18 protein-coding genes and 1 pseudogene are annotated in these 21,498 nt (G+C 60.4%); 10 read left to right on the top strand and 9 right to left on the bottom strand.

What is annotated here, in order from left to right:
- Positions 1–4: 4 nt before the first annotated feature.
- The gene (locus C9E91_RS13380; RefSeq protein ID WP_107108767.1) at positions 5–1,414 is read right to left on the bottom strand and encodes a circularly permuted type 2 ATP-grasp protein; all 1,410 of its coding nucleotides are present in this window, start codon (positions 1,412–1,414) and stop codon (positions 5–7) included.
- 394 nt (positions 1,415–1,808) lie between these two features.
- On the opposite strand from C9E91_RS13380, the gene C9E91_RS13375 reads away from it, so the two are divergent.
- Positions 1,809–2,702, top strand: coding sequence for a DMT family transporter (locus C9E91_RS13375; protein WP_107108766.1), 894 nt, complete (start codon positions 1,809–1,811; stop codon positions 2,700–2,702).
- A gap of 21 nt (positions 2,703–2,723) precedes the next feature.
- Here C9E91_RS13375 and C9E91_RS13370 read toward each other — a convergent pair whose 3' ends face one another.
- The 4 genes and pseudogenes from C9E91_RS13370 to C9E91_RS13355 all read right to left on the bottom strand — a co-directional run bounded on the left by C9E91_RS13370 (position 2,724) and on the right by C9E91_RS13355 (position 7,934).
- On the bottom strand, positions 2,724–3,602 hold the full coding sequence (locus C9E91_RS13370) for a DMT family transporter (RefSeq protein WP_107108765.1): 879 nt from the start codon (positions 3,600–3,602) through the stop codon (positions 2,724–2,726).
- Positions 3,603–3,888: 286 nt separating this feature from the next.
- The gene (locus tag C9E91_RS13365; protein WP_107108764.1) at positions 3,889–5,550 is read right to left on the bottom strand and encodes a DEAD/DEAH box helicase; all 1,662 of its coding nucleotides are present in this window, start codon (positions 5,548–5,550) and stop codon (positions 3,889–3,891) included.
- 346 nt (positions 5,551–5,896) lie between these two features.
- Positions 5,897–6,205: pseudogene (locus tag C9E91_RS13360) on the bottom strand (hypothetical protein).
- Positions 6,206–6,347: 142 nt separating this feature from the next.
- Positions 6,348–7,934: a trimethylamine methyltransferase family protein gene (locus tag C9E91_RS13355; protein WP_107108763.1), complete on the bottom strand. Its 1,587-nt coding sequence runs from the start codon at positions 7,932–7,934 to the stop codon at positions 6,348–6,350.
- 214 nt (positions 7,935–8,148) lie between these two features.
- Here C9E91_RS13355 and C9E91_RS13350 point away from each other — a divergent pair, with 214 nt between their 5' ends.
- Positions 8,149–11,403, top strand: a complete 3,255-nt coding sequence (locus C9E91_RS13350; RefSeq protein WP_107108762.1) for a response regulator — start codon at positions 8,149–8,151, stop codon at positions 11,401–11,403.
- 2 nt (positions 11,404–11,405) lie between these two features.
- On the opposite strand, the gene mnmC2 is transcribed toward C9E91_RS13350, so the two are convergent.
- On the bottom strand, positions 11,406–12,134 hold the full coding sequence (mnmC2, locus tag C9E91_RS13345; RefSeq protein ID WP_107108761.1) for a tRNA (5-methylaminomethyl-2-thiouridine)(34)-methyltransferase MnmC2: 729 nt from the start codon (positions 12,132–12,134) through the stop codon (positions 11,406–11,408).
- Here mnmC2 and C9E91_RS13340 point away from each other — a divergent pair.
- The 8 genes from C9E91_RS13340 to C9E91_RS13305 all read left to right on the top strand — a co-directional run bounded on the left by C9E91_RS13340 (position 12,133) and on the right by C9E91_RS13305 (position 17,758).
- Positions 12,133–13,317: an NAD(P)/FAD-dependent oxidoreductase gene (locus tag C9E91_RS13340; protein ID WP_107108760.1), complete on the top strand. Its 1,185-nt coding sequence runs from the start codon at positions 12,133–12,135 to the stop codon at positions 13,315–13,317. The genes mnmC2 and C9E91_RS13340 overlap by 2 nt on opposite strands.
- Before the next feature lie 110 nt (positions 13,318–13,427).
- Positions 13,428–14,135, top strand: a complete 708-nt coding sequence (locus tag C9E91_RS13335) for a DUF1045 domain-containing protein (RefSeq protein ID WP_107108759.1) — start codon at positions 13,428–13,430, stop codon at positions 14,133–14,135.
- Between the two features lie 93 nt (positions 14,136–14,228).
- Positions 14,229–15,155 carry an allantoinase PuuE gene (gene puuE, locus C9E91_RS13330; protein WP_107108758.1) on the top strand — a complete coding sequence of 309 codons (927 nt, stop codon included), beginning with the start codon at positions 14,229–14,231 and terminating at the stop codon, positions 15,153–15,155.
- Position 15,156: 1 nt separating this feature from the next.
- Positions 15,157–15,654, top strand: a complete 498-nt coding sequence (gene uraD / locus C9E91_RS13325; RefSeq protein ID WP_107108757.1) for a 2-oxo-4-hydroxy-4-carboxy-5-ureidoimidazoline decarboxylase — start codon at positions 15,157–15,159, stop codon at positions 15,652–15,654.
- Positions 15,655–15,790: 136 nt separating this feature from the next.
- On the top strand, positions 15,791–16,153 hold the full coding sequence (locus C9E91_RS13320; protein ID WP_107108756.1) for a HepT-like ribonuclease domain-containing protein: 363 nt from the start codon (positions 15,791–15,793) through the stop codon (positions 16,151–16,153).
- Positions 16,154–16,160: 7 nt separating this feature from the next.
- Positions 16,161–16,661: an ureidoglycolate lyase gene (locus tag C9E91_RS13315; RefSeq protein ID WP_107108755.1), complete on the top strand. Its 501-nt coding sequence runs from the start codon at positions 16,161–16,163 to the stop codon at positions 16,659–16,661.
- A complete protein-coding gene (gene uraH, locus C9E91_RS13310; protein WP_107108754.1) occupies positions 16,658–17,014 on the top strand; it encodes a hydroxyisourate hydrolase in 357 nt (118 codons plus the stop codon). Before C9E91_RS13315 ends, uraH begins: the two co-directional genes overlap by 4 nt.
- A 3-nt stretch (positions 17,015–17,017) precedes the next feature.
- A complete protein-coding gene (locus C9E91_RS13305) occupies positions 17,018–17,758 on the top strand; it encodes a metallophosphoesterase family protein (RefSeq protein WP_107108753.1) in 741 nt (246 codons plus the stop codon).
- On the opposite strand, the gene C9E91_RS13300 is transcribed toward C9E91_RS13305, so the two are convergent.
- Genes C9E91_RS13300 through C9E91_RS13290 form a run of 3 tightly spaced genes read right to left on the bottom strand, consistent with a single transcriptional unit; the run spans position 17,755 to position 21,484 of the window.
- Entirely contained in the window at positions 17,755–18,894 is a 1,140-nt protein-coding gene (locus C9E91_RS13300) for an alpha-hydroxy acid oxidase (RefSeq protein WP_107108752.1), read from the bottom strand. The two genes, C9E91_RS13305 and C9E91_RS13300, sit on opposite strands and share 4 nt — an antisense overlap.
- Before the next feature lie 47 nt (positions 18,895–18,941).
- Complete coding sequence (gene guaD / locus C9E91_RS13295) at positions 18,942–20,249, bottom strand: guanine deaminase (protein ID WP_107108751.1); 1,308 nt, start codon at positions 20,247–20,249, stop codon at positions 18,942–18,944.
- Complete coding sequence (locus C9E91_RS13290) at positions 20,246–21,484, bottom strand: urate hydroxylase PuuD (protein ID WP_107108750.1); 1,239 nt, start codon at positions 21,482–21,484, stop codon at positions 20,246–20,248. The genes guaD and C9E91_RS13290 overlap by 4 nt, the downstream gene beginning before the upstream one ends.
- Positions 21,485–21,498 lie beyond the last annotated feature (14 nt).

Below are 21,498 nucleotides of genomic sequence, written 5' to 3'. Positions count from 1 at the left end.
CGTCTCAGTCCTCCAGAACCCAGGTATCTTTGGTGCCGCCGCCCTGGCTGGAATTGACCACCAGCGACCCTTCCTTCAGTGCCACGCGGGTCAAGCCGCCTGGAATGATCTGCACCTTGTCGGAAACGAGGACATAGGGGCGCAGGTCGACATGGCGGGGAGCGATGCCTTTGTTGACCAGGATAGGCACGGTCGACAGCGAAAGGGTCGGCTGGGCGATATAATTGTTCGGCTTGGCCTTCAGCTTCTCGGCAAATTCCGTCCGCTCTTTCTTCGAGGCGGTCGGGCCGACGAGCATGCCGTAGCCGCCCGAACCATGCACTTCCTTGACGACGAGGTCGGCCAGGTTCTCGAGTACGTATTTCAGGCTGGCCGGCTCGGAACAGCGCCAGGTCGGCACGTTTTCGAGGATCGGCTTGCGGCCGGTGTAGAATTCGACGATCTCGGGCATGTAGGAATAGATCGCCTTGTCGTCGGAGATGCCGGTGCCGGGCGCATTGGCGATGGTGATGTGGCCGGCGCGATAGACATCCATGATGCCGGGGATGCCGAGGGCCGAATCCGCACGGAAGGTGAGGGGGTCGAGGAAGTCGTCGTCGACGCGGCGATAGAGAACGTCGATCGCCTCATAGCCGCGCGTGGTGCGCATCTTCACCTTGCCGTCGATGACACGCAGATCCGAGCCTTCGACCAGCTCCACGCCCATCATGTCGGCAAGGAAGGAATGCTCGTAATAGGCGGAATTGTAGATGCCGGGGGTCAGAACGGCGACGCGCGGCTTGCCGTTGCAGCCGCGGGGAGCGAGCGAGGCGAGGCTCTGGCGCAGCAACAGCGGATAGTCCTCGACGCGCTGCACCTTGTTCTGATGAAACAGTTCCGGGAACATCTGCATCATCGTTTCCCGGTTTTCCAGCATGTAGCTGACGCCGGAGGGCGTGCGGGCATTGTCTTCCAGCACGTAGAACTGATCCTCGCCGGTGCGCACGATATCGGTGCCGACGATGTGGGTGTAGACGCCACCCGGCGGGCGGAAGCCGATCATTTCCGGCAGGAAAGCGTCGTTCCTCTCGATCAGCTCGCGCGGGACGCGACCGGCACGAATGATTTCCTGTTTGTGGTAGATATCGTCGAGAAAAGCGTTGAGCGCGATGACGCGCTGTTCGATGCCTTGGGCGAGCTTGCGCCATTCTCGGCCGGAAATGATGCGGGGGATGATGTCGAAGGGGATGAGCTTTTCGGCGGAGTCCGCGTGCCCGTAGACTGCGAAGGTAATGCCCGTCTTTCGGAAGATGTTTTCCGCATCGCGGGATTTGGCAATGAGGTGGCCTCTGTCCTGGCCTGAGTACCACTCGAAATATTTTTCGTAAGGTGCGCGCGGATTTTCGTCCGCAGTAATCATTTCATCAAATGCCAAAGGCGCGGTCCCCGTGTTTTTTCCCATTTGAATACAACAATTTTGACAATGCAAGAAGTATGCGCATTTGCGCGCACGAATTTCGAAACCGCCGAAAATGGCGGAATTCCGGGCTTTTTGAGCCGACGTATCCGTAAATGAAAGTTTACTACCGCGGCGCCGCGATCAAAATCTGAGCGTGTGCTTATTTTGTCGTCGGCGCATGGTGGTGTGCCGAGTCCTCAGGCCAACGGTCGGGAAGCGGACATGAAGAAAAATTGATGATTGGTTTCAGCGGTTCGATTTTGACGCTTTGGCCGTCTTCGGTTATCAGCGGTTGCCCCTGTGCACGCGACGTCCCGGTTTCAATTCAGGCCCGGACCGAGCCTGCCACATCAATTTCAGTCAGAGCCCCATGTCCCTCGACACATTCGCGCCGGCGATCTTCGTCTTTCTTTGGTCTACAGGCTGGATCGTTGCGAAATATGCGACGATGCACTCGGGTCCGTTTACCTTTCTCCTGATCCGGTACAGCCTGTCCGCGCTCGCTTTCGTCCTGTTTTGCGCTTTCACCGGCGCGAGATGGCCGCGTGATTGGTCCAGCGTCTTCCGCGCCATTTATTCCGGCATCTTTCTGCATGGGTTTTATCTCGGCGGTCTTTGGTGGGCGATCGCCAGCGGCGTGCCAGCGGGCATTTCGGGCATCATCGCGGCGCTGCAGCCGCTGATGACGGCGATGGCCGCGCCCTATCTGGTCGGCGAGCGCCTGAAGCCGGCGCAGCGGCTTGGCTTGCTGCTCGGCTTCGTCGGCATAGCGATTGCCATCTCGCCGAAGCTTTTGGCATCGGATACCGCCAATCTCTGGCAATCGGCGATCCCGCTCGGCGTCAATCTGTTGTCGATGGTCTCGGTGACGTACGGCACGCTTTATCAAAAGCGTCATCTGCAGACCGGCGATCTCCGAACCATCGCGACGCTGCAATATGTCGGTGCTCTCATCGTCACCGCGCCTTTGGCGCTGATATTCGAGAATCTGCACTTCGACGGCACGCACGAAGCATTTTTTGCCCTCGCTTGGTCGGTCTTCGGCCTGTCGATGGGTGCGGTCGGCCTGCTGCTCTACCTCATTCGCCGTGGTCAGGTATCGCGCGCTGCGTCGCTGATCTACCTGATGCCGCCCGCGGTCGCCATCGAAGCGGCCATCGTCTTCGGCGAACCGCTGACACCGCCGATCATCATCGGCACGCTGATCGTGGTGATCGGCGTCTATCTTACCAATCGACGCACGGCGGACGTGGTTCCGGAGTAGGGGCAGGCGGTTATCCGCCCGTCAGCGGCGAAATAATCTGCCGTCCACGACAATCAGGCTGGAAATGATCAACGCCAATCCGGCGAATTCATAAGGCTCAAGCCGCTCGCCTAAAAAGGCTGTGCCCAGCATGATCGCGCTGGCGGGCACCAGCAGCGTCACGAGGGAGGCGTTAGTCGCTCCTGCCGAGGCGATGATGTTGAAATAGAGAATGTAAGCGAATGCGGTTGTGAAGACTGCAAGAACACCGATGGCCATCCAGATGGAAAGGCTTGAGGTGACGATATCCTGGGGTCTGTAGACGAGAAGGACAATCGGCACCATCAGAACGGTGGAGGCGGTGAGCTGGCCGGCTGCAACGACGGATGGTTTTAAATCCTTGAATCGCTTGGCGTAGACGACAGCAAACGCATAGGAAATCGCTGCCCCGACGACGGCGAGTTTCGCCCAAGTCGGGCTGCCGAAATCGGAGAGAAGGCCGGGGCCGATCATGACGGCCGCTCCAGCGATCCCAAGCCCCACGCCCGCGAGTTTTGTGGTCGAGAGCTTCTCGTCTGCCGTCAGCAGATTTGCCACCAGGATCGTCCAGAGAGGCGTCGTCGCATAGAGCACGGAGGCGAGACCCGCGCCGATTTTCGTTTGCCCGGTAAAGATCAGGGAAAATGGGATGACGTTATTGAGCATGGCCAGGCACAGGAATGAGGCAGGTCTGGCCAAGGCGGGAGAGAACGAAATGCCGCGTATTCGCAGCCACAGGTGCAGAACAAGCGCGGCGATCGAGACGCGGTAGAGGACAAGCGCCAGCGGCGGGATTTCGGCTACGGCGATACGGGCGAAGAAAAACGAGCCGCCCCAAAGACCGCCGAGAAGCAGGAGCTGCCCCCAGTCGCTTGCAGACATCGGCCGTGTTGATCCTGCCGCACGCAACGTCTCGCCTTACAACGTTGGGAATTCTGCGAATGCCCGAATATCCTACTCGCACGGGACCCGATTGAGGCGGAACAGACATCCAAATGTTCTAGGCCATTGGAAACGAGATTTTCAGCAGAACCACGCGATTTCGAAATCGCTGCCGTTTGCTTGGGTGGCACTCCAAAAAGGGCGAGCGTTTGGATGGTCGGAAGAAATCCAACGCTTATGGAATACTCACAAAAAAGGGGGCTGTTCGCCCCCTTTCTTCATTCGATCAAGCGCGTTCGCGGCGCTGGCCGTTGCCGTTGCGCGGCCCGCGGCGCTTCATGCCGCCGTTGCCGCCTTCGCGGTGTTCGCCGTGGGCGTGACCGTGGCCGCGCTCCTCATTGTGGCGACCCGAGGGGCGGCCATGGGCGTGGCGGGGGCCGCGATGGGCGCCAGCTTCGTGGGCGGCGCCGTTAGCGTTTGCCGGGCCGTTGTGATGCGGCTTCTTGGCCGGGCGGAAGTCGGACGTCGAAACGAGATCGTTGTCTGCTTCCGGTCGCGGTGTCCGCTCGTCGCGGCGCTGGCCGCGGAAATCGGCATTGCGATGGTTTTCGCGCTGCGGACGATCTTCGCGCGGACGACGCTCCTGGCGCTCGCCGGTCTGGCCTCGGGCTTCGCCATTTTCTTTGTCGAAGAAGGGACGACGAGCCGGGCGAGCCGGACGACCTTCGGAGCGACCCTGGCCTGCGCCACGGCCTTGACCTTGGCCGCCACGACCGCCACCTCGGTTGTTGCCGCGGGCCGGACGGGCGCGATCGGCAGGAGCTTCGCCGCTGGCAACGGCGATTTCGATGCCCATCAGGCGCTCGATGTCGCGCAGCAGACGGATTTCATCGGGAGAGCAGAAGGCGATGGCGATGCCGTCGCGACCGGCGCGCGCGGTACGGCCGATGCGGTGAACGTAAGCATCCGGCACTTCCGGCAGGTCGTAATTGTAGACATGCGAAACGCCGGGAATATCGATGCCGCGGGCGGCGACGTCGGTTGCGACGAGAACGCGGACTTCACCGTCACGGAAACCCTTGAGCGCACGCTCGCGCTGGCCCTGGCTCTTGTTGCCGTGAATGGAAGCGACAGCAAAGCCAACATGGTCGAGATGCTTCATGAGCTTCTCGGCGCCGTGCTTGGTACGCAGGAACACGATGGCGCGGCCATCCGGATTGGCTGAAATCGTTTCCTTGAGGATCTCGGTCTTGTGGTTCTGACCGGCAACGAAGTGGACATATTGCTCCACCTTGTCGGCAGCTTTGCCGGGAGGCGAGACTTCGACCTTCAGCGGATTGGTCAGATAGTCGGAAGCGAGATCGGCAATCGCCTTCGGCATGGTGGCCGAAAACAGCAGGGTCTGGCGCTTGGCCGGGACGAGCTTGGCGATCTTGCGGAGATCATGGATGAAGCCGAGGTCGAGCATCTGGTCGGCTTCGTCGAGGACGAGATAGCTGACATGGCCGAGCGACAGGGCGCGGCGGTTGATGAGGTCGAGCAGGCGGCCGGGGGTTGCGACGAGGATGTCGGTGCCGCGCTCAAGCTGAAGCTGCTGCTTGTTGATCGAGGCGCCGCCGACCACGACATTGATCCTCAGCGGCGTCTTGCGGACGAACAGCTTAAGATTGTCGGCGATCTGGTTCACCAGTTCGCGGGTGGGGGCGAGGATCAGCGTGCGGACGGTGCGGTTGTCGGGACGCTTGGCATCCTTCAGCAGCATTTCGATGATCGGCAGGCCGAAAGCGGCCGTTTTGCCGGTGCCTGTCTGGGCGAGGCCGATGAGATCGCGGCCCTGGAGAACAAGCGGGATAGCCTGTGCCTGGATGGGCGTCGGCGTCGCGAAGTTGTTCTGCGACAGCGTGTCAACGATCTGCTTGGAGAGACCAAGCGAGTGAAAATCGGTCAATTCAATACCTTTCGGGGCGCCAAAGCGAATAGGCCGGGTCGCACCATGCGGTCCGGTCTGTCTCTGGCGTCAAGAACCCCGCGTGAAGTGGGAACTTGTAAGTTGGAAAAAGCTTTCCAGCGCATCCGACCGCCTTGGGTGCGGTCTCATTTCAAAAGCGCTTTTGTCCCTCTCTTGCGTACGTTTAGTCCCGCAGGGCACGCTCACGCGGCGGCCGGAAGGTGAAAGCTGACGCGCATTTGGTCTTATTCGCCGCCGAAGTCAAGAGGTGAAGCCAAAAGCTTTTCGGAAGGTCGGCGAAAGTGCCGCCGGAAATCCGGCGGCGTCGCGGCCGATCTTTATAGGCTTAGCGGCAGACCTCGACGCGGTAGGGCCAACCCCAACCATCGTGACGCCATGCCCAGTAGCAGTCGGGATAGGCGCGTACATAGGCCGGAGCGTAATAGGTTCGATAGGCAGGATAATAAGCCGGATAGACCGGGTAGGCCGGTCACACGGCTTCGGCAGCCAGGGCGCCGCCGACGACACCGGCGGCAAGACCGCCGAAGAAGGCGCCGCGCTCGGAGGCGCCGGCAGTCGTTGTGGTTACGGCGGCGGCGCTGCCAAGCGTCAGCGCGATCAAACCGTCCGTCGTTAAAGTGCGAAGCAAAGACATCGAAATCCCTTTCCCAAAACACAGCTCCCAGCCGACGCCGAGCTTGAAGGTGCGGAGGAAAGCGGGCGAAGTCGCGGCTAAAAAGAGGGTCTCGACATTAAATTTTGTTCACGATAGCTAGGTGAAAGCCTTTGATTTTCAACTAGAAATCGGTGGGGACTCCGCCTTCCTTCTTGCGCTTGGCGACAAAGGCGTCCAGCTCTTCCTCAATCGCCGGGTCGAGCGGCGGATGTTCGTAATGGGCGAGCGTTTCCTTGAAAATGCGGTTGGCGTGATCATAGGTCGTTGGCCGGCCGGCTTCCGTCCAGGTCTCGTGATTGCGCCAGTCCGACAGGATCGGCGAATAGAAGGCCGTTTCGTAACGGGCGAGTGTGTGCGCCGTACCGAAATAGTGGCCGCCGGGGCCGACATCGCGCACGGCATCAAGCGCCAGCGCTTCGCTACTGACATCCAGCGGTGTCAGGAATTCGGCGACCATCTGCAGCATGTCGACATCGAGAATGAATTTCTCGAAGGAGGCAGTGAGGCCGCCCTCGCTCCAGCCGGCCGCATGCAGCACGAAATTGCCGCCACCTTGGGTCAGCGCCCAGAGCGACAGCGCCGATTCATAGGCTGCCTGGGCGTCCAGCGTATTGGAGGCATTGGTGTTGGAGGTGCGGTAGGGGATGCCATAGCGGCGGGCGAGCTGGCCGCCGGCAATCACGGCCTTCATATATTCCGGCGTGCCGAAGGCGGGGGCTCCCGTTTTCATGTCGACGTTCGAGGTGAAGCCGCCATACATGACCGGCGCGCCCTTGCGCACTATCTGCGTGAAGGCAATGCCGCAGAGCGCCTCGGCATTCTGCTGCACCAGCGCGCCAGCGATGGTCACCGGCGCCATGGCACCCGCCAGCGTGAAAGGCGTAACGATGACGACCTGACCCCGCGACGACATCTCGATGATGCCCTGCAGCATCGGTCCGTCGAGGCGCAGCGGGGAGGAGGAATTGATGACGGTGAAGAGCGACGGCTCCCGCTCCATCTGCTCCATGCTGATGCCGCGGCCGATGCGGGCGATCTCGATGGCATCGAGATTGCGCTGTTTGCCGAGCGAATAGCAATGAAATGCCTTGTCGGTCAGCTTCACGATATCGGAGAGGCAATCGAGATGGCGGACCGAAGCGTGAATATCGATAGGCTCGACCGGATAGCCACCGGTCAGGTGGATGACGTCGTAGGATTGGGCAAGCTTGATCAACTTGCGGAAGTCCTCCTGATTCCCGGCGCGTCTGCCGCCCTCGCGATCCGCGACGAAAGGCGCCGAGGCGACCTGGGCGAAGACGAGGTTCCTGCCGCCGATCTGAACGTTTCGGAGCGGGTTGCGGGCGTGCAAGGTGAAGGTCGAGGGGACGGAGGCGATCAGCTCCGTGATCATGCCGCGGTCGAAGCGGACGCGCTCCTTGCCCGGCGTGACATCGGCGCCGGCGGCCTTCATGCGCTCGCGCGCTTCCGGCAGGATGATGTCCATGCCGATCTCTTCGAGAATGGTCAGCGACGCCTCGTGGATATCGTCGAGCGCCTCGGGCGACAGAAGTTCGGTACGGGCGAGATTGTTGACGAGGTTGAGGTATTTCGTGCCACTCGGCTTGCGGCTGCGCTCGGCCCCGCGACCTCCGGCCCGGCGGCGGCGCTCGACGGGAATGGCAGCAGTGTCAGTCTCGTGCAAGGCCGTGTTTCTATCGTCGCTCATGCTCTCGCTCCACCATTGTGCTCATATGATTCTTGGCAGAGTTCGACCTCAAATGCTGCCGTCGTTTGCGACCAAAGGACGTCCGTTCTGGGATAGTCAATGGTCTGAACGCGACGTTCTGCATCTTCGCAATATGGTTAACGGCTTGTTAAAGCGATTTGTGATAAAGCTTGGGTTCAGTAAACTATAGCGAGCGGTGAGAAGAGGGGTCCCGTTGAACTCGGACGGTGAATTGCTGGAGATGGCCTGCCGCCGGATCGCAGATCTGGATCAGCCGGCCTATGTCAAGAACAGCGATCTGCGATACGTCGCCGTCAACGAAGCCTATGCGCGCTTTTTTCGCCGCGACATCGGCGATTTCATCGGCAATCGCAGCCGTGATCTCTTCGATAGCGGCGAGGAAGCCGACCGCGAAGACAAGGAGCGCCGGGCGCTGGTCTTCGGCTCGGAAGAGATGGCGCTATGCTTCGACCCGACGGGGCGGGAACGTTCCCGTGTGCAGATCGAAAGTTTTTCGCCGTCTGAAGACCGCCTTTATGTCTTTGGCATGTTCCTCGACGCGCCGGCCGTGCCTTCGCGTGCCTCTTCTGATCGGGAAAGCGGCGATATCCCGGGTGACGTCGACGAGATCGGACTTTACCGCACAATTCTCGAAGACCTGCCGGTTGCCGCCTTCGTGCGCGATGCCAGCCATCGGCTGATCTATTCCAACGAGGCCTATGCGGCCATCACGGGGCTCAGCCGCGCCGAGGTGCTGGGCAAGACCGAACAGGAAATGTTCGAAACCGGCGGCGACGATTACTTCGCGGAAAACGAGCGGGTGCTGAACGAAGGGCGCGCACTCGCATTCGAAGGTACGGTGATCGATCGGGAGCATGTGACGCATCCGATCATGACGCGCGTCAACCGCGTCGTCACCTCTGACGGCAAGCGCTATGCCGTCGGGTCCATGACCGATATTTCGGTGTTGAAGCTGCGCGAGACCGAGTTGATCGAGGCGCAGGCGCACGCCGAAACATTGCATCAGGATTTGGAGAACATCCTGCGCTCGATGCCGATCGGCGTGATGATCCACGACGGCAACTATGTTGTGGAATATACCAACGATGCCTTTTACGACATCTGGGAATTCCCGAAGGACGAACGCTTCGAAGGCCGGTCTTATCGAGATCTTGTCGCCAAGCACTTTGAGCTTGGCCGATACGATGCCGATGCCGGCAGTATCGACGATATTTATCAGGCGCGTTTGGAATCCTTCCGCAATGCCGGACCGCATTTCCAGACTGAGATGAACTTTGCCGACGGCAAATCCGTCATCGCGGATGCACGCCGCATTTCGAACGGCCGCATGCTGGTCGCCTATGCGGACATCTCCTCCGTGCGTCAGCAAGCCCGTGAGATCACCGAGGCGCGTCTTGCGCTGGAACGCCTCGGCGAGCTGATGACGGACGCGACGCATGCCATGTCGCAGGGACTGCTCATCGTCGAAGACGGCATCATCATGCTGGCGAACGATGCCGTGCGGGACATGCTGCGCATTCCGGCAGACGATCTCGAGGTCGGTAAGCATTGGTCCGCCGCCTTCCATCATTGCGCCGCGCGCGGCGATTTCGGTCACCATCCGGGGGCAGTTCGGCGTATCTGGAGCCGAAGCATGGCGGCGAGCAAGCCGGTTTCGGCGGTGTTCCAGGTCGCTGGCGAGCGCTGGATGCAGCTCGAAGCGACGATGAGCGAAAGCCGCCGTTGGACCGTGGTGCTGACCGATGTCACCGAGATGAAGGAACGCGAGGCCGAGCTGCAACTGCTGCTTTCGCGCAGCGAAGCCGCCGACCGTGCCAAGTCCGAATTCCTCGCCAACATGAGCCATGAAATCCGCACGCCGATGAACGGTGTTCTCGGCATGGCGGAGCTGCTCGCCAAGACCGATCTCGACGCCCGGCAGAAGACCTTTGTCGACATCATCGTCAAGTCTGGCAATGCACTGTTGACGATCATCAACGATATTCTGGATTTCTCGAAGATCGATGCTGGGCAGATGCGCTTGCGCAAGGCTGCCTTCGATCCGGCCGAGGCGGTGGAGGATGTTGCGACGCTGCTGTCTTCGCCGGCGGCGGACAAGGACATCGAGTTGCTGGTGCGCACCGCGCCCGAGGTGCCGGCCATGGTGCTGGGAGACGCCGGCCGCTTCCGCCAGATCGTCACCAACCTCGTCGGCAATGCGGTCAAATTCACCGAGCGCGGCCACGTATTGGTCGAGGTGGACAGCCGGCCGGTCGACAATGGCGAGATCATGTTGACGTTGCGTATCGAAGACACCGGCATTGGTATTCCCGACGAGAAGCTCGATTCCATTTTCGAGAAGTTTTCGCAGGTCGACGCTTCTTCGACGCGCCGCCACGAAGGCACAGGCCTTGGCCTTGCCATTACTGCCGGGCTGGTCGATCTCTTTGGCGGCTATCTCGAAGTCGAGAGCGAGTGGGGCAAGGGTTCGGTTTTCACCGTGCATCTGCCCATGCCACCGGCGGCCATGCGCAACGAAGCGCGTCCGGTGCCGGTCAATGTCAAGGGCGCGAGTATTCTTGTCGTCGACGACAATGAGATCAACCGCCGGATATTGACCGAGCAGTTGGAGCAATGGAGTTTTGACGGCTACGCGGCCGAGGATGGCAAGACGGGGCTCGCGATCCTCCATGCCGCTTTCGACATGGGCGTGCCGGTCGATGCCGTGATCCTCGACTATCACATGCCGGACATGAACGGCGATGAAGTCGCGCGTGCAATTCGCGCCGATTCTCGCTTCGACAAGGTGTCGCTGATTTTCCTGACATCCATGGACGTCGCCGGCAGCGACAAGGAATTTGCGGCGCTGAACGGTCAAGCACATCTGATGAAGCCAGCCCGCGCCAATGTGCTGCGTAACACCATCATCGATGTCGTGCGCACGGCACGCCGGCAGCGGATGAGCGGCGATGAAATCGCTGCCGCTTCGAAGTCGATCGAGGCCGAGGCCGTTGCCGCCATCGATGCCGTCGAGCGCGAAGTGGCGGCGAAGCCGGTTAGCGCTATCGATATCCTCGTTGCCGAGGACAATGAGGTCAACCAGATCGTCTTCACGCAGATTCTGCAGGTTACGGGCCTGCGTTTCCTCGTGGTCCCGAACGGCCAGGAAGCCGTGGAGGCTTGGCGAAGGCTTCGGCCATCGCTGATCATGATGGATGTCTCCATGCCGATCATGAACGGCCATCAGGCAACGCGCATGATCCGGCAACTGGAAACGGAGGCGGGACAGGGCTGGCACGTACCGATCGTCGGTGTCACGGCGCATGCGCTCGATGTCGACCGCGACATGTGTCTGGATGCGGGCATGGACGACTATATGTCCAAGCCGATCAGCCCGGAACTCCTGGAAACCAAAGCCCGCCGCTGGCTCGGCGATGCCATGCTGCAGACCGAGCGTTCCACCAGGTAAACTTATTTGACGCCGCAGAGCATTTCGCGTTTTCCCGCAAATCCTTTGCGCCGCTCGACCGTGAAGCCCGCCGCCTGCAGGTTGCGACGCACGAAACCGGCGGCGGCATAGGTGGCGAAGGTGCCGCCGGCGACGGTCTTGTCATGGAGGAACTGCATCAGCTCCGGCGACCACATATCGCCGTTTCTGGAAGGGGCAAAGCCGTCGAGGTACCAGGCGTCGAAGCCTGTTGCAGCTTGGCGCACGCCGTCGATCGCCGGGCCACAGACGACGCTCAAGCGCGTCTCAGCATCGAGGGCGAGCGTGACGATGTCGCGCGGTTCTTCCGGCCAGGCGGCGACGAGTGCCCGACGTTCGACATCGATTTCCGGCCAGTGCGACAGCGCGCGGTCGATCTCCGCGGCGCGCATCGGATAGAGCTCGAAGGACATGAAGTGAAGTTGCGAACCCTGTTTGCGGTGCTGGCGCCATTGCCGCCAGGTCTCGCAGAAATTCAGGCCGGTGCCGAAACCAAGCTCGCCGATCAGGAAGCTCCGTTGCTCATCCCAGCGCGCGGGCAGACCGTTGCCGGCGAGAAAGACATGGCCGCATTCCAGCCGGCCATCGGTCTGGCAATAAAAATGGTCGCCAAAGGCGGTCGAATAGGGCATATCGCCGTCGCGCCATTCCAGCGTTTGGCTTGCCGCATTAGTGTTTGCCGCGGGCGTCTGATCGGAAACTGGATCTGTCATGGGAAGAGCCGATAATCCTCCGGGGCTTGCCGGTCAATCATCCGTCGAACTGCTGATCGTCGGCGGCGGCATCATGGGCCTTTGGGCGGCGGTGCATGCGGAGCGTCTGGGCATCGAGACTCTGCTCGTCGACGCAGGTCGGCTGGGGCAGGGGGCAAGCGGCGGCCTGCTGGGCGCGCTGATGCCGCATATGCCGGATAAGTGGTCTGAGAAGAAGCAGTTCCAGTTCGATGCGCTGGTTTCTCTCGAGGACGAGATTGCCGCGATGGAAGCGGAAACCGGGCTTGCCGCCGGATACCGTCGTTCCGGCCGGCTGATGCCTTTGCCGAAGCCGCATCTACATAAGATCGCTTTGGGCCACTCGCAGGATGCCGAAACGCATTGGCATCATGGCGAGCGGCGATTTCATTGGCATGTGCTCGAAGCTGCGCCGGTAGACGGCTGGATCGATCCGGCCGCCGGCGACAGCGGATTCGTCTTCGACACGCTCGCCGCCCGCGTGGCGCCGCGAGCTTTCATAAGGGTTCTTACCGGCTTTCTTGATAGGGCGAAGCATGTCCGGCTTGCCGAAGGTCTGGAAATCCAAAGTATCGATCCAGATCGCGGTATCGCGACGACTCGCGAAGGCACCATTTGCTTTAGCCGTTGCATCCTCTCCTCCGGGCATCGCTCCTTTCCGCTATTGGATGGATTGACGCCCGGACGTCATTCTTTACTCGGTCAGCCGGTCAAGGGTCAGGCGGCGCTGCTGAAAGCGGATGTCGATCTCGGCTCGCCGGTGATTTTCCGCGATGGGCTCTATATCGTTCCGCATGAGGGCGGATTGGTCGCAGTCGGCAGCACGAGCGAGAACCGCTTCGACGATCCGGTATCGACGGATGGTCAGTTGGATAAGCTGCTGACCGCTGCGCGAACAATGGCGCCGGAACTGGCGGATGCCGAAGTGGTCGAACGCTGGGCCGGCTTGCGGCCGAAGGCGATCGATCGGGACCCCATGGTGGGAGCGCATCCGGACCATCCGCGGCTCATCGCGCTGACCGGCGGCTTCAAGGTCAGCTTCGGCCTTGCGCATCGCCTGGCCGAAGCAGCGATCCGGGAGGCCATGGAAATTCCCTGTTCTTTCAAGCTGCCCGAAGGCTTCGCCCTTTCGCATCACATTATGGTAGCATCACATAAAACGTGAATATAAACGCCGTTCAGGTCGTTAATCTGTCACGCAAATCACCTATCTCCTTGCCCATCGGCTGCCGGTTGGATCGGTCGGCCGGCTTTTCGCGCTCTGGAGGAGATTTTATGCGCTACGCCATTTGCTTCACGCCGTCTGCGAGCGATCCGCTGACGCTCGTGGCCGCAAATTGGCTCGGCCGCAATGTCTATTCCGGCGAGATGGTCGATCCGCCCGCTATTCGCGGCCTCGGCATTCATGAAATCGCCTTCCATACCGCCGTGCCGCGCCGTTATGGCTTCAACGGCACTTTGAAAGCGCCGTTTCGCCTGGCTGAGGATATGTCCGAGGCGGCGCTTCTGCGCGATCTCATGCGTTTTTCCGGCACCGTGACGCCGTTTGAGATTCCGCGGATGGAGGTCGCGCGTCTCGGCGGTGCATTCGGGCTGGTGCCATCAGAACCATCTCAGCAGATGAATTTCCTGGCGGCGTCGCTGATCCAGGCCTTCGATCACTATCGCGCGCCGCTGACCGAAGCGGAAATCGAGCGCAGCGATCCCGACGGCCTGTCGGCAGCGCAGTTCGCCAATTTGCATCGATGGGGCCATCCGCATGTGATGGACGAATTCCGCTTCCAGATGATGTTGACCGGCACGGTCAGCCCCGCCGATCTGCCGCGGATGGAGCGGGTGTTGCGCGATTTCTTCGAGCCGGTGCTTGCCGAGCCGATGCCGGTGTCGAACATCGCGCTGATGATGGAAGAGGGCACGGGCGGGCCGTTCCGGGTGCACTCGCTGCATCCCATGGGCAAGGTCAGCGCCCGTAAGATCGCCTGAGACCTCGACGTTGAAAGGAAAGTAGATTTCACACTTTCCGTCTCGACATTCCGGCCGTGAATGCTACCGTCCTCGCATATTCGAGAAGGTGCTTTGATGTCCGATACCTATCCCCGCAATCTCGTCGGCTATGGCCGCAATACACCCGATCCGAAATGGCCGGGTGACGCCCGCGTCGCGGTGCAGTTCGTGATCAATTACGAAGAGGGCGGGGAAAGCTGCATTCTCGATGGTGATGGTGGCTCCGAAAACCTGCTCTCCGAGATCGTGGGTGCGGCCTCGTGGCCAAACCAGCGCAATCTCAACATGGAATCGATCTACGAATATGGTTCGCGCGCGGGCTTCTGGCGGCTGTGGCGCATGTTTACCGAACTCAAGGTACAGGCGACCGTCTATGGCGTGACGCTCGCCATGGCGCGCAATCCTGAAGCGGTCGCCGCCATGAAGGAAGCCGGTTGGGAAATTGCCAGTCATGGCTATCGCTGGCTGGAATATAAGGATTTTTCAGAGGATCTGGAGCGCAAGCACATCCTCGAAGCCGTGCGCCTGCATACAGAGCTGACCGGTGAGCGGCCCTATGGCATGTACCAGGGCAAGCCCTCCGACAATACGCTGCGGCTGGTGATGGAGGAAGGCGGCTTCCTCTATTCGTCGGATTCCTATGCCGACGATCTGCCTTATTGGGTCGATGGCATCGACGGTAAGCCATTTCTGATCATCCCCTACACGCTCGAAACCAACGATATGCGCTTCGCCACGCCACAGGGCTTCAATTCCGGCGATCAGTTCTTCACCTATCTCAAGGATGCTTTCGACACGCTCTATGAAGAGGGCAAGCAGGGGAGCCCGAAGATGATGTCGGTCGGCCTCCATTGCCGTCTGGTTGGGCGACCGGGTCGCGCAGCGGCGCTCAGGCGCTTCATTGAATATGTGCTGAAGCACGACAAGGTCTGGATACCCAAGCGCATCGAGATCGCCAACCATTGGCACCAGCATCACCTTCCCGTAGGCGCGCCCTGAGATGATATCGCGTGATGATTTCGTGACCCACTTCGGCGGCGTCTTTGAGCACTCTCCGTTCATCGCCGAACGCGCTTATGACACCGGAAAAATTGCCGAGCCTTTGACATCGGGCGGTGTCCATGGCGCGCTGACCGCCATCTTCCGCGCTGCCAGCGCTGACGAGCGGCTTGGCGTTTTGCGCGCGCATCCCGATCTCGCCGGTCGGCTCGCAATCGCCGGCAAGCTCACCGAAGACAGCCGCAAGGAGCAGGCAGGCGCCGGGCTTGACCGGCTGACACCGGCCGAGCATGCGCGCTTCACCGAGCTCAATACGGCTTACGTAGCGAAATTCGGCTTCCCTTTTATCATTGCGGTCAAGGGGCTGGGCAAAGACGACATTCTTGCCGCCTTCGAAACACGGATCGGCAATGACCGGGACGCGGAATTTGCGACCGCGACGGCGCAGGTGGAGAAGATCGCCCTGCTGCGGCTGCAATCCATGCTTCCTGAAGGCTGATGCGCGGCCTGCACGCTATGTTTCGGTCCGTTCATGGCTTAGTATCCGCTCGGTAGGGTGCTGTGATGAGGCTTTGGAAAGCATTGGATAGAGCTGGAAGCAGACGGCAGACCATTGTCGACGAAGTGAAGCCGGTATGAGTTTGGATCGGCTGATCATTTACCTTGAGCGCATGCAGCGGGCTGCATCTGAAATTGATCAATTCCTTCGAGGAGTCGATCAAGCAGCGTTTTTCAAAAATGTTGAGAAGCAGCGTGCTACCGGCATGAATCTCATGTTGATCGGCGAGGCGGCTGCGCGCATTGCGGAGGACTATCCTGAGTTTGTCGTTGACCATCCGGAGTTGTCTTGGGATGAGATGCGCGACTTCAGGAATCGGATTATGCAGGGATATTTCGACATCGAGTTGACGACCCTATGGGACATCGCACAGAAATCTCTTCCGGAGCTGCTCCTGCGATTGGAGTCCATTCGCCATTGGCGCGCGGAAGGCGAATGATCATTCAATGACACAGCATCTGGACATCAAGCCTTTGACAAAAGCCGCATTCGCGCCGTTCGGCGATGTGATCGAGGCTGATCCGACCACGATGCGATTCATCAATGGCGGCACGACGGAGCGGTTTCATGCGCTTTCGAGCGCGGAGGCCGTGGGCGACGAAGCGAGGGTCATCATCAATCTGTTTCGCGGCCAGCCGCGTGCCTTTCCCTTCTCGATCGACATGATGGAGCGTCATCCCTTCGGCAGCCAGTGCTTCGTACCGTTGAACGGCTGGCCGTTCCTCGTTGTGGTCGCGCGTGATGAGGGCGGCAAGCCCGGCAGGCCGCAAGTTTTCCTGGCGCAAGGCGATCAGGGCGTGAATTATTACCGCAATGTCTGGCACTATCCCCTCATGGCGCTCGGCGAGCGGAGTGATTTTCTCATCGTGGATCGCGACGGGCCTGGAAATAATCTCGAGGAATATTTCTTCGACACCCCCTTCATCATCGGAGCGCCGACGCTATGACCGGATTGACCACCCATGTGCTCGACACTGCTCTCGGTAAGCCCGCCGAAGGCTTGACGATCGATCTTTTCAAGATCGAGGGTGAGACGCGGAGGCATCTGAAGACGGTCACGACCAATTCGGATGGGCGCGTCGACGGCGGGCCGATCCTGGTCGACGACAGTTTTATCGCCGGGACTTACGAGCTGCTCTTCCGCGCCGGCGACTATCTACGAGCAACCGGCGCCAAGCTGCCGGAGCCGGCGTTCCTCGATCTTGTGCCGATCCGTTTCGGCATTGCCGATACGACGGCGCATTACCATGTGCCGCTGCTGATCTCGCCCTACGGCTATTCCACCTATCGCGGGAGCTGAGACTTGCGTTTTGCGGCGATTGCGGATGTACATGGCAATCATCTGGCTCTGGAGGCGGTGCTTGCGGATATCCGCGGGGAGGGCATTGCCGACATCGTCAATCTCGGTGACTGCTTTAGCGGGCCGCTGACGGCGGGAAAGACAGCGGATATTCTCCTTGCGCTTGATGCCGTGACGGTTCGCGGCAACCATGATCGGTATCTGATCGAGCAGATGCCCGAGCAGATGCACGCTTCGGATAGTGCCGCCCATGCCGAACTGGCCGAGCGTCATCTCGATTGGCTGCGTAGCTTGCCCTTCAGTGCCGTCTATAGGGACGAGGCCTATCTTTGCCATGCGACGCCCAAAGACGATAATACCTATTGGCTCGAATCCGTCTCGCCAGACGGTCATGTCTATCAGAAGCCCATCGAGGAAATCGAAGCACTGGCCGCCGGCATCGATTTTCCACTGATCCTGTGCGGACATACTCATATTCAGCGCGTTGTCAGGCTTGCCGATGGCCGCCTGATCGTCAATCCCGGCAGCGTCGGCTGCCCCGCCTACGACGACGATCTGCCTCATTTTCATAAGGTTGAAGCAGGCCATCCCTTCGCCTCCTATGCCATTCTGGAGAAGGTGGACGGCATGTGGCTGCCTATATTCCGGCAGGTGGCCTACGATCACATGGCGATGGCGAAGCTGGCGGCGCAGAATGGCCGCATGGAATGGGCTAGCGGTCTGGCGACGGGCTGGTTGCGTTAGAGATCGGCGAGGATCGATCGATTCACCGTCTTGATATCCCGCTTGCCACAGAGCGCCATGGAGATATCCAGCTCCTTGCGGATGATCTCAAGCGCGAGGGTCACGCCCTCCTTACCCATGGCACCCAGACCATAGAGGAAAGGGCGGCCGATGAAGGTGCCTTTGGCGCCGAGGGCCATGGCCTTGAGCACGTCCTGGCCGGAGCGGATGCCGCCATCGAGGTGTACCTCGATCCTGTCGCCGACGGCGTCGACGATCCTCGGCAGCATGCTGATGGACGAAGGAGCGCCGTCAAGCTGCCGGCCGCCGTGGTTGGAAACGATGATCGCGTCCGCACCGGTAGCGACGGCGGCCTTCGCATCCTCGACGTCGAGGATTCCCTTGATGATCAGCGGCCCGCCCCAGCGCTCCTTGATCCAGCCGACATCGCTCCATGAAAGCTTGGTATCGAACTGCGAATGCGTCCAGTGCGACAGCGTCGTCATGTCGGAGATATCCTTGGCATGGCCGATGATATTGCCAAAGGAATGACGCTTCGTCTTCAGCATGCCTATGCACCAGCCGGGCCGTGTTGCCATCTGCCAGAGATTTTTCGCCGTCATTTTCGGCGGCGCCGACAATCCGTTGCGGATGTCGTTGTGGCGCTGGCCGAGAATCTGCAGGTCGGCCGTCAACACGAGTGCCGAGCATTTCGCCGCCTTGGCGCGCTGGATCAGGTTCAAGACGAAATCGCGGTCCTTCATGACGTAGAGCTGGAACCAGAAGGGCTGCTTCGTGACCGCGGCGATGTCTTCGATCGAGCAGATGCTCATCGTCGAGAGCGTGAAAGGAATGCCGAATTCTTCCGCCGCGCGAGCCGCCAGCATCTCGCCATCGGCGTGCTGCATGCCGGTAAGACCCGTCGGCGCCAGCGCCACCGGCATGGCAGCCTTCTGGCCGACCATGCTGGTTGCCAGCGACCGGTCGGACATGTCGACGAGCACGCGTTGACGCAGCTTGATCTTGGCGAAGTCAGCCTCGTTCGCCTGGTAGGTCGACTCCGTCCAAGAACCGGAATCGGCATACTGGAAGAACATCTTCGGGACGCGCCGCTGAGCGAGCTTCTTCAGTTCGGCAATGGTGAGCGGCGCGGTCATGGCTGTTTGTCCTCTGGGCGGTTACATTGCGGCGAGGTCGGATCGCTTTATTGCAGGATCGATTTCATCGGCTTTCCAGCGACATAGGTTTCGATGATCGCCCGATCATCCCCCATGGTCTGCAACAGGAAGAGCTCCTCGGTCAGGCTCTTCACCACTTCCATCTTCAGCGCCATGGCCGGCGTTGCCGAGGCGTTGAGGATCACGAGGTCGGCGTCGGTGCCGGGATCGAGAGTGCCGATCTTATCGGTCAGCGACAGGGCCTCGGCATTGCCAAGGGTCATGTAGTAATAGCTTTCCAATGGGTTCAGCCGTTCGCCGAGAAGCTGCTGGATCTTGTAGGCCTCGTCCATCGTGCGCAGCATCGAATAGCTGGAGCCGCCGCCGATATCGGTGGCGACGCCGATGCGGACGGGTTTTTCGCGGCGAGCAAGCGCTTTCAGCGGGAAGAGGCCGGAGCCGAGGAAGAGGTTGGACGTGGGGCAGTGGACGGCGACGGCGCCGGCTTCGCTCATGGCGTCGGCTTCGCGTTCGGAAAGGTGGATCGCGTGGCCGAACAGGCTCTTGCGGCCGAGCAGGCCGTAGCGCGCATAGATATCGGTGTAATCGATCGCTTCCGGATAGAGCTCGCAGGTAAATTTGATCTCGTCGTCATTCTCGGAAAGATGCGTTTGGATATGCAGATCCGGGAATTCGCGCGCGAGTGCGGCGGTCGCTTCCATCTGCTCAGGCGTTGAGGTGATGGCGAAGCGTGGGGTGATGGCGACATGATTGCGGCCCTTGCCATGCCAGTCGGCGATCACCTGCCGGGTCTCGTCGTAGCCCATCTGCGGTGTGTCGAGCAGGCCCTGCGGTGCATTGCGGTCCATCATCACCTTGCCGCCGACCATGCACATGTTGCGTCGCATGGCCTCGGCAAAATAAGCATCGGCGGAGGTCTTGTGCACCGAGCAATAGGCAACTGCCGTCGTCGTGCCGTGTCGGATCAGCTCATCGTAGAAATGGGTGGCGATACGCTCAGCATGCGCGCTTTCGACGAAGCGGCATTCCTCGGGGAAGGTATAGGTGTTCAGCCACTCCAGCAGGTTTGCGGCATAGGAGGCGATGACCTGCATCTGCGGGAAATGCAGGTGCATGTCGATTAAGCCCGGCAGGATCAGGTGCGGCCGGTGGTCGACTTCGGCGACGTCTGCGGGCGCTTTCGCTTTGACCTCCGTATAGGGACCGACGGCTGCGATGATGCCATTCTCGATCAGCAGGCCGCCATCGCTTTCATACGAGTAGCTGTCCGTGTCGCTCAGGCTCTGCGGCGCACGCTTGAAGGAGAGCAGGCGGCCGCGCAAAAGGGTAATCATTGGTCTTTTTCTCCGACGGAGCTTTCGAACCAGGCGACCAGCAGCTTGCGTTCCTCCGGCGTCACATCGGTGACGTTGCCGGGAGGCATGGCGTGGCTGCGGCCGGCCTGAATATAGATATCTCGGGCATGCATAGCGATTTCCGCGTCGTTTTCCAGCATCACTTCCTTCGGCGCCCGCGCAATGCCTTCAAACGCCGGCTCGGCGGCATGGCACATCGAACAGCGCGTCGAGATCATCTGCTTCACGGCCGGAAAGTGTGCATCCGATGCGAACTGCTGGAAAGCCGGTGCGATGGCGTTGGCATCCTTCTCGCCGGTCAGAATCTTCGGCACGGTCGAGAGCCATATGATGAGAATGAAGAGGATGAAGGTGACGATCCAGGTCCAGGTCGGCCGCCCCTTGCGGGCATGGGTCGTGTTGAACCAGTGGCGGATGGTGACGCCCATGAGGAACACCAGCGCCGCGATGATCCAGTTATAGGCGGTGCCGAAGGCCAGCGGATAGTGGTTCGACAGCATGAAGAAGATGACGGGCAGCGTCAGGTAGTTGTTGTGCAACGAGCGCTGCTTTGCGATGCGGCCATATTTCGGATCGGGCGTGCGTCCGGCGATAAGGTCGGCGACGACGATCTTCTGATTGGGAATGATGATCATGAAGACATTGGCCGACATGATCGTCGCCGTGAAGGCACCGAGATGCAGGAAGGCGGCGCGGCCGGTGAACAGGTGCGTATAGCCCCACGCCATGAAGACGAGGACGGCGTAGAGCACCACCATCAGGCCCCAGGTATTGTTGCCGAGCGGCGACTTGCAGAGCAGATCATAGACGATCCAACCGCCAGCGAGCGAAGCCAGCGAAATCAGGATGGCGACGGGAACGCTGACATCGAGCACATGCCGGTCGATGAGGAAGAGATTTGCGCCGCCGTAATAGACGATGCAGAGCATCAGGAAGCCTGAAAGCCAGGTGAAATAGCTCTCATATTTGAACCACGTCAGGTGCTCGGGCATCGTGGCCGGCGCCACCAGATATTTCTGGATGTGGTAGAAACCGCCGCCATGCACCTGCCATTCCTCGCCGTAGGCGCCGGGCGGAAGATGCGGGCGCTTCACCAGCCCAAGATCAAGCGCGATGAAATAGAAAGACGAGCCGATCCAGGCAATGGCGGTTATGACGTGGAACCAGCGGGCAGCAAAGGCCAGCCATTCCCACGCTATGGCGTATTCATACATTCAGGTCCCCTTTT

The organism is Rhizobium sp. SEMIA4064, assembly GCF_003025035.1.
Classification (GTDB): domain Bacteria; phylum Pseudomonadota; class Alphaproteobacteria; order Rhizobiales; family Rhizobiaceae; genus Rhizobium; species Rhizobium paranaense.
Note: the sequence above shows the minus strand (reverse complement) of the source record. Positions and strands in the feature narration are given on the sequence as shown.

Excerpts from the sequence above, each read along its gene's own strand:
- C9E91_RS13300 (WP_107108752.1), bottom strand. The coding sequence starts at position 18,894 with ATGACCGCGCCGCTCACCATTGCCGAACTGAAGAAGCTCGCTCAGCGG.
- C9E91_RS13315 (WP_107108755.1), top strand. The coding sequence starts at position 16,161 with ATGACACAGCATCTGGACATCAAGCCTTTGACAAAAGCCGCATTCGCG.
- C9E91_RS13340 (WP_107108760.1), top strand. The coding sequence starts at position 12,133 with ATGGGAAGAGCCGATAATCCTCCGGGGCTTGCCGGTCAATCATCCGTC.
- C9E91_RS13335 (WP_107108759.1), top strand. The coding sequence starts at position 13,428 with ATGCGCTACGCCATTTGCTTCACGCCGTCTGCGAGCGATCCGCTGACG.
- C9E91_RS13370 (WP_107108765.1), bottom strand. The coding sequence starts at position 3,602 with ATGTCTGCAAGCGACTGGGGGCAGCTCCTGCTTCTCGGCGGTCTTTGG.
- C9E91_RS13320 (WP_107108756.1), top strand. The coding sequence starts at position 15,791 with ATGAGTTTGGATCGGCTGATCATTTACCTTGAGCGCATGCAGCGGGCT.
- C9E91_RS13355 (WP_107108763.1), bottom strand. The coding sequence starts at position 7,934 with ATGAGCGACGATAGAAACACGGCCTTGCACGAGACTGACACTGCTGCC.
- uraH (WP_107108754.1), top strand. The coding sequence starts at position 16,658 with ATGACCGGATTGACCACCCATGTGCTCGACACTGCTCTCGGTAAGCCC.
- C9E91_RS13375 (WP_107108766.1), top strand. The coding sequence starts at position 1,809 with ATGTCCCTCGACACATTCGCGCCGGCGATCTTCGTCTTTCTTTGGTCT.
- mnmC2 (WP_107108761.1), bottom strand. The coding sequence starts at position 12,134 with ATGACAGATCCAGTTTCCGATCAGACGCCCGCGGCAAACACTAATGCG.
- uraD (WP_107108757.1), top strand. The coding sequence starts at position 15,157 with ATGATATCGCGTGATGATTTCGTGACCCACTTCGGCGGCGTCTTTGAG.
- guaD (WP_107108751.1), bottom strand. The coding sequence starts at position 20,249 with ATGATTACCCTTTTGCGCGGCCGCCTGCTCTCCTTCAAGCGTGCGCCG.
- C9E91_RS13290 (WP_107108750.1), bottom strand. The coding sequence starts at position 21,484 with ATGTATGAATACGCCATAGCGTGGGAATGGCTGGCCTTTGCTGCCCGC.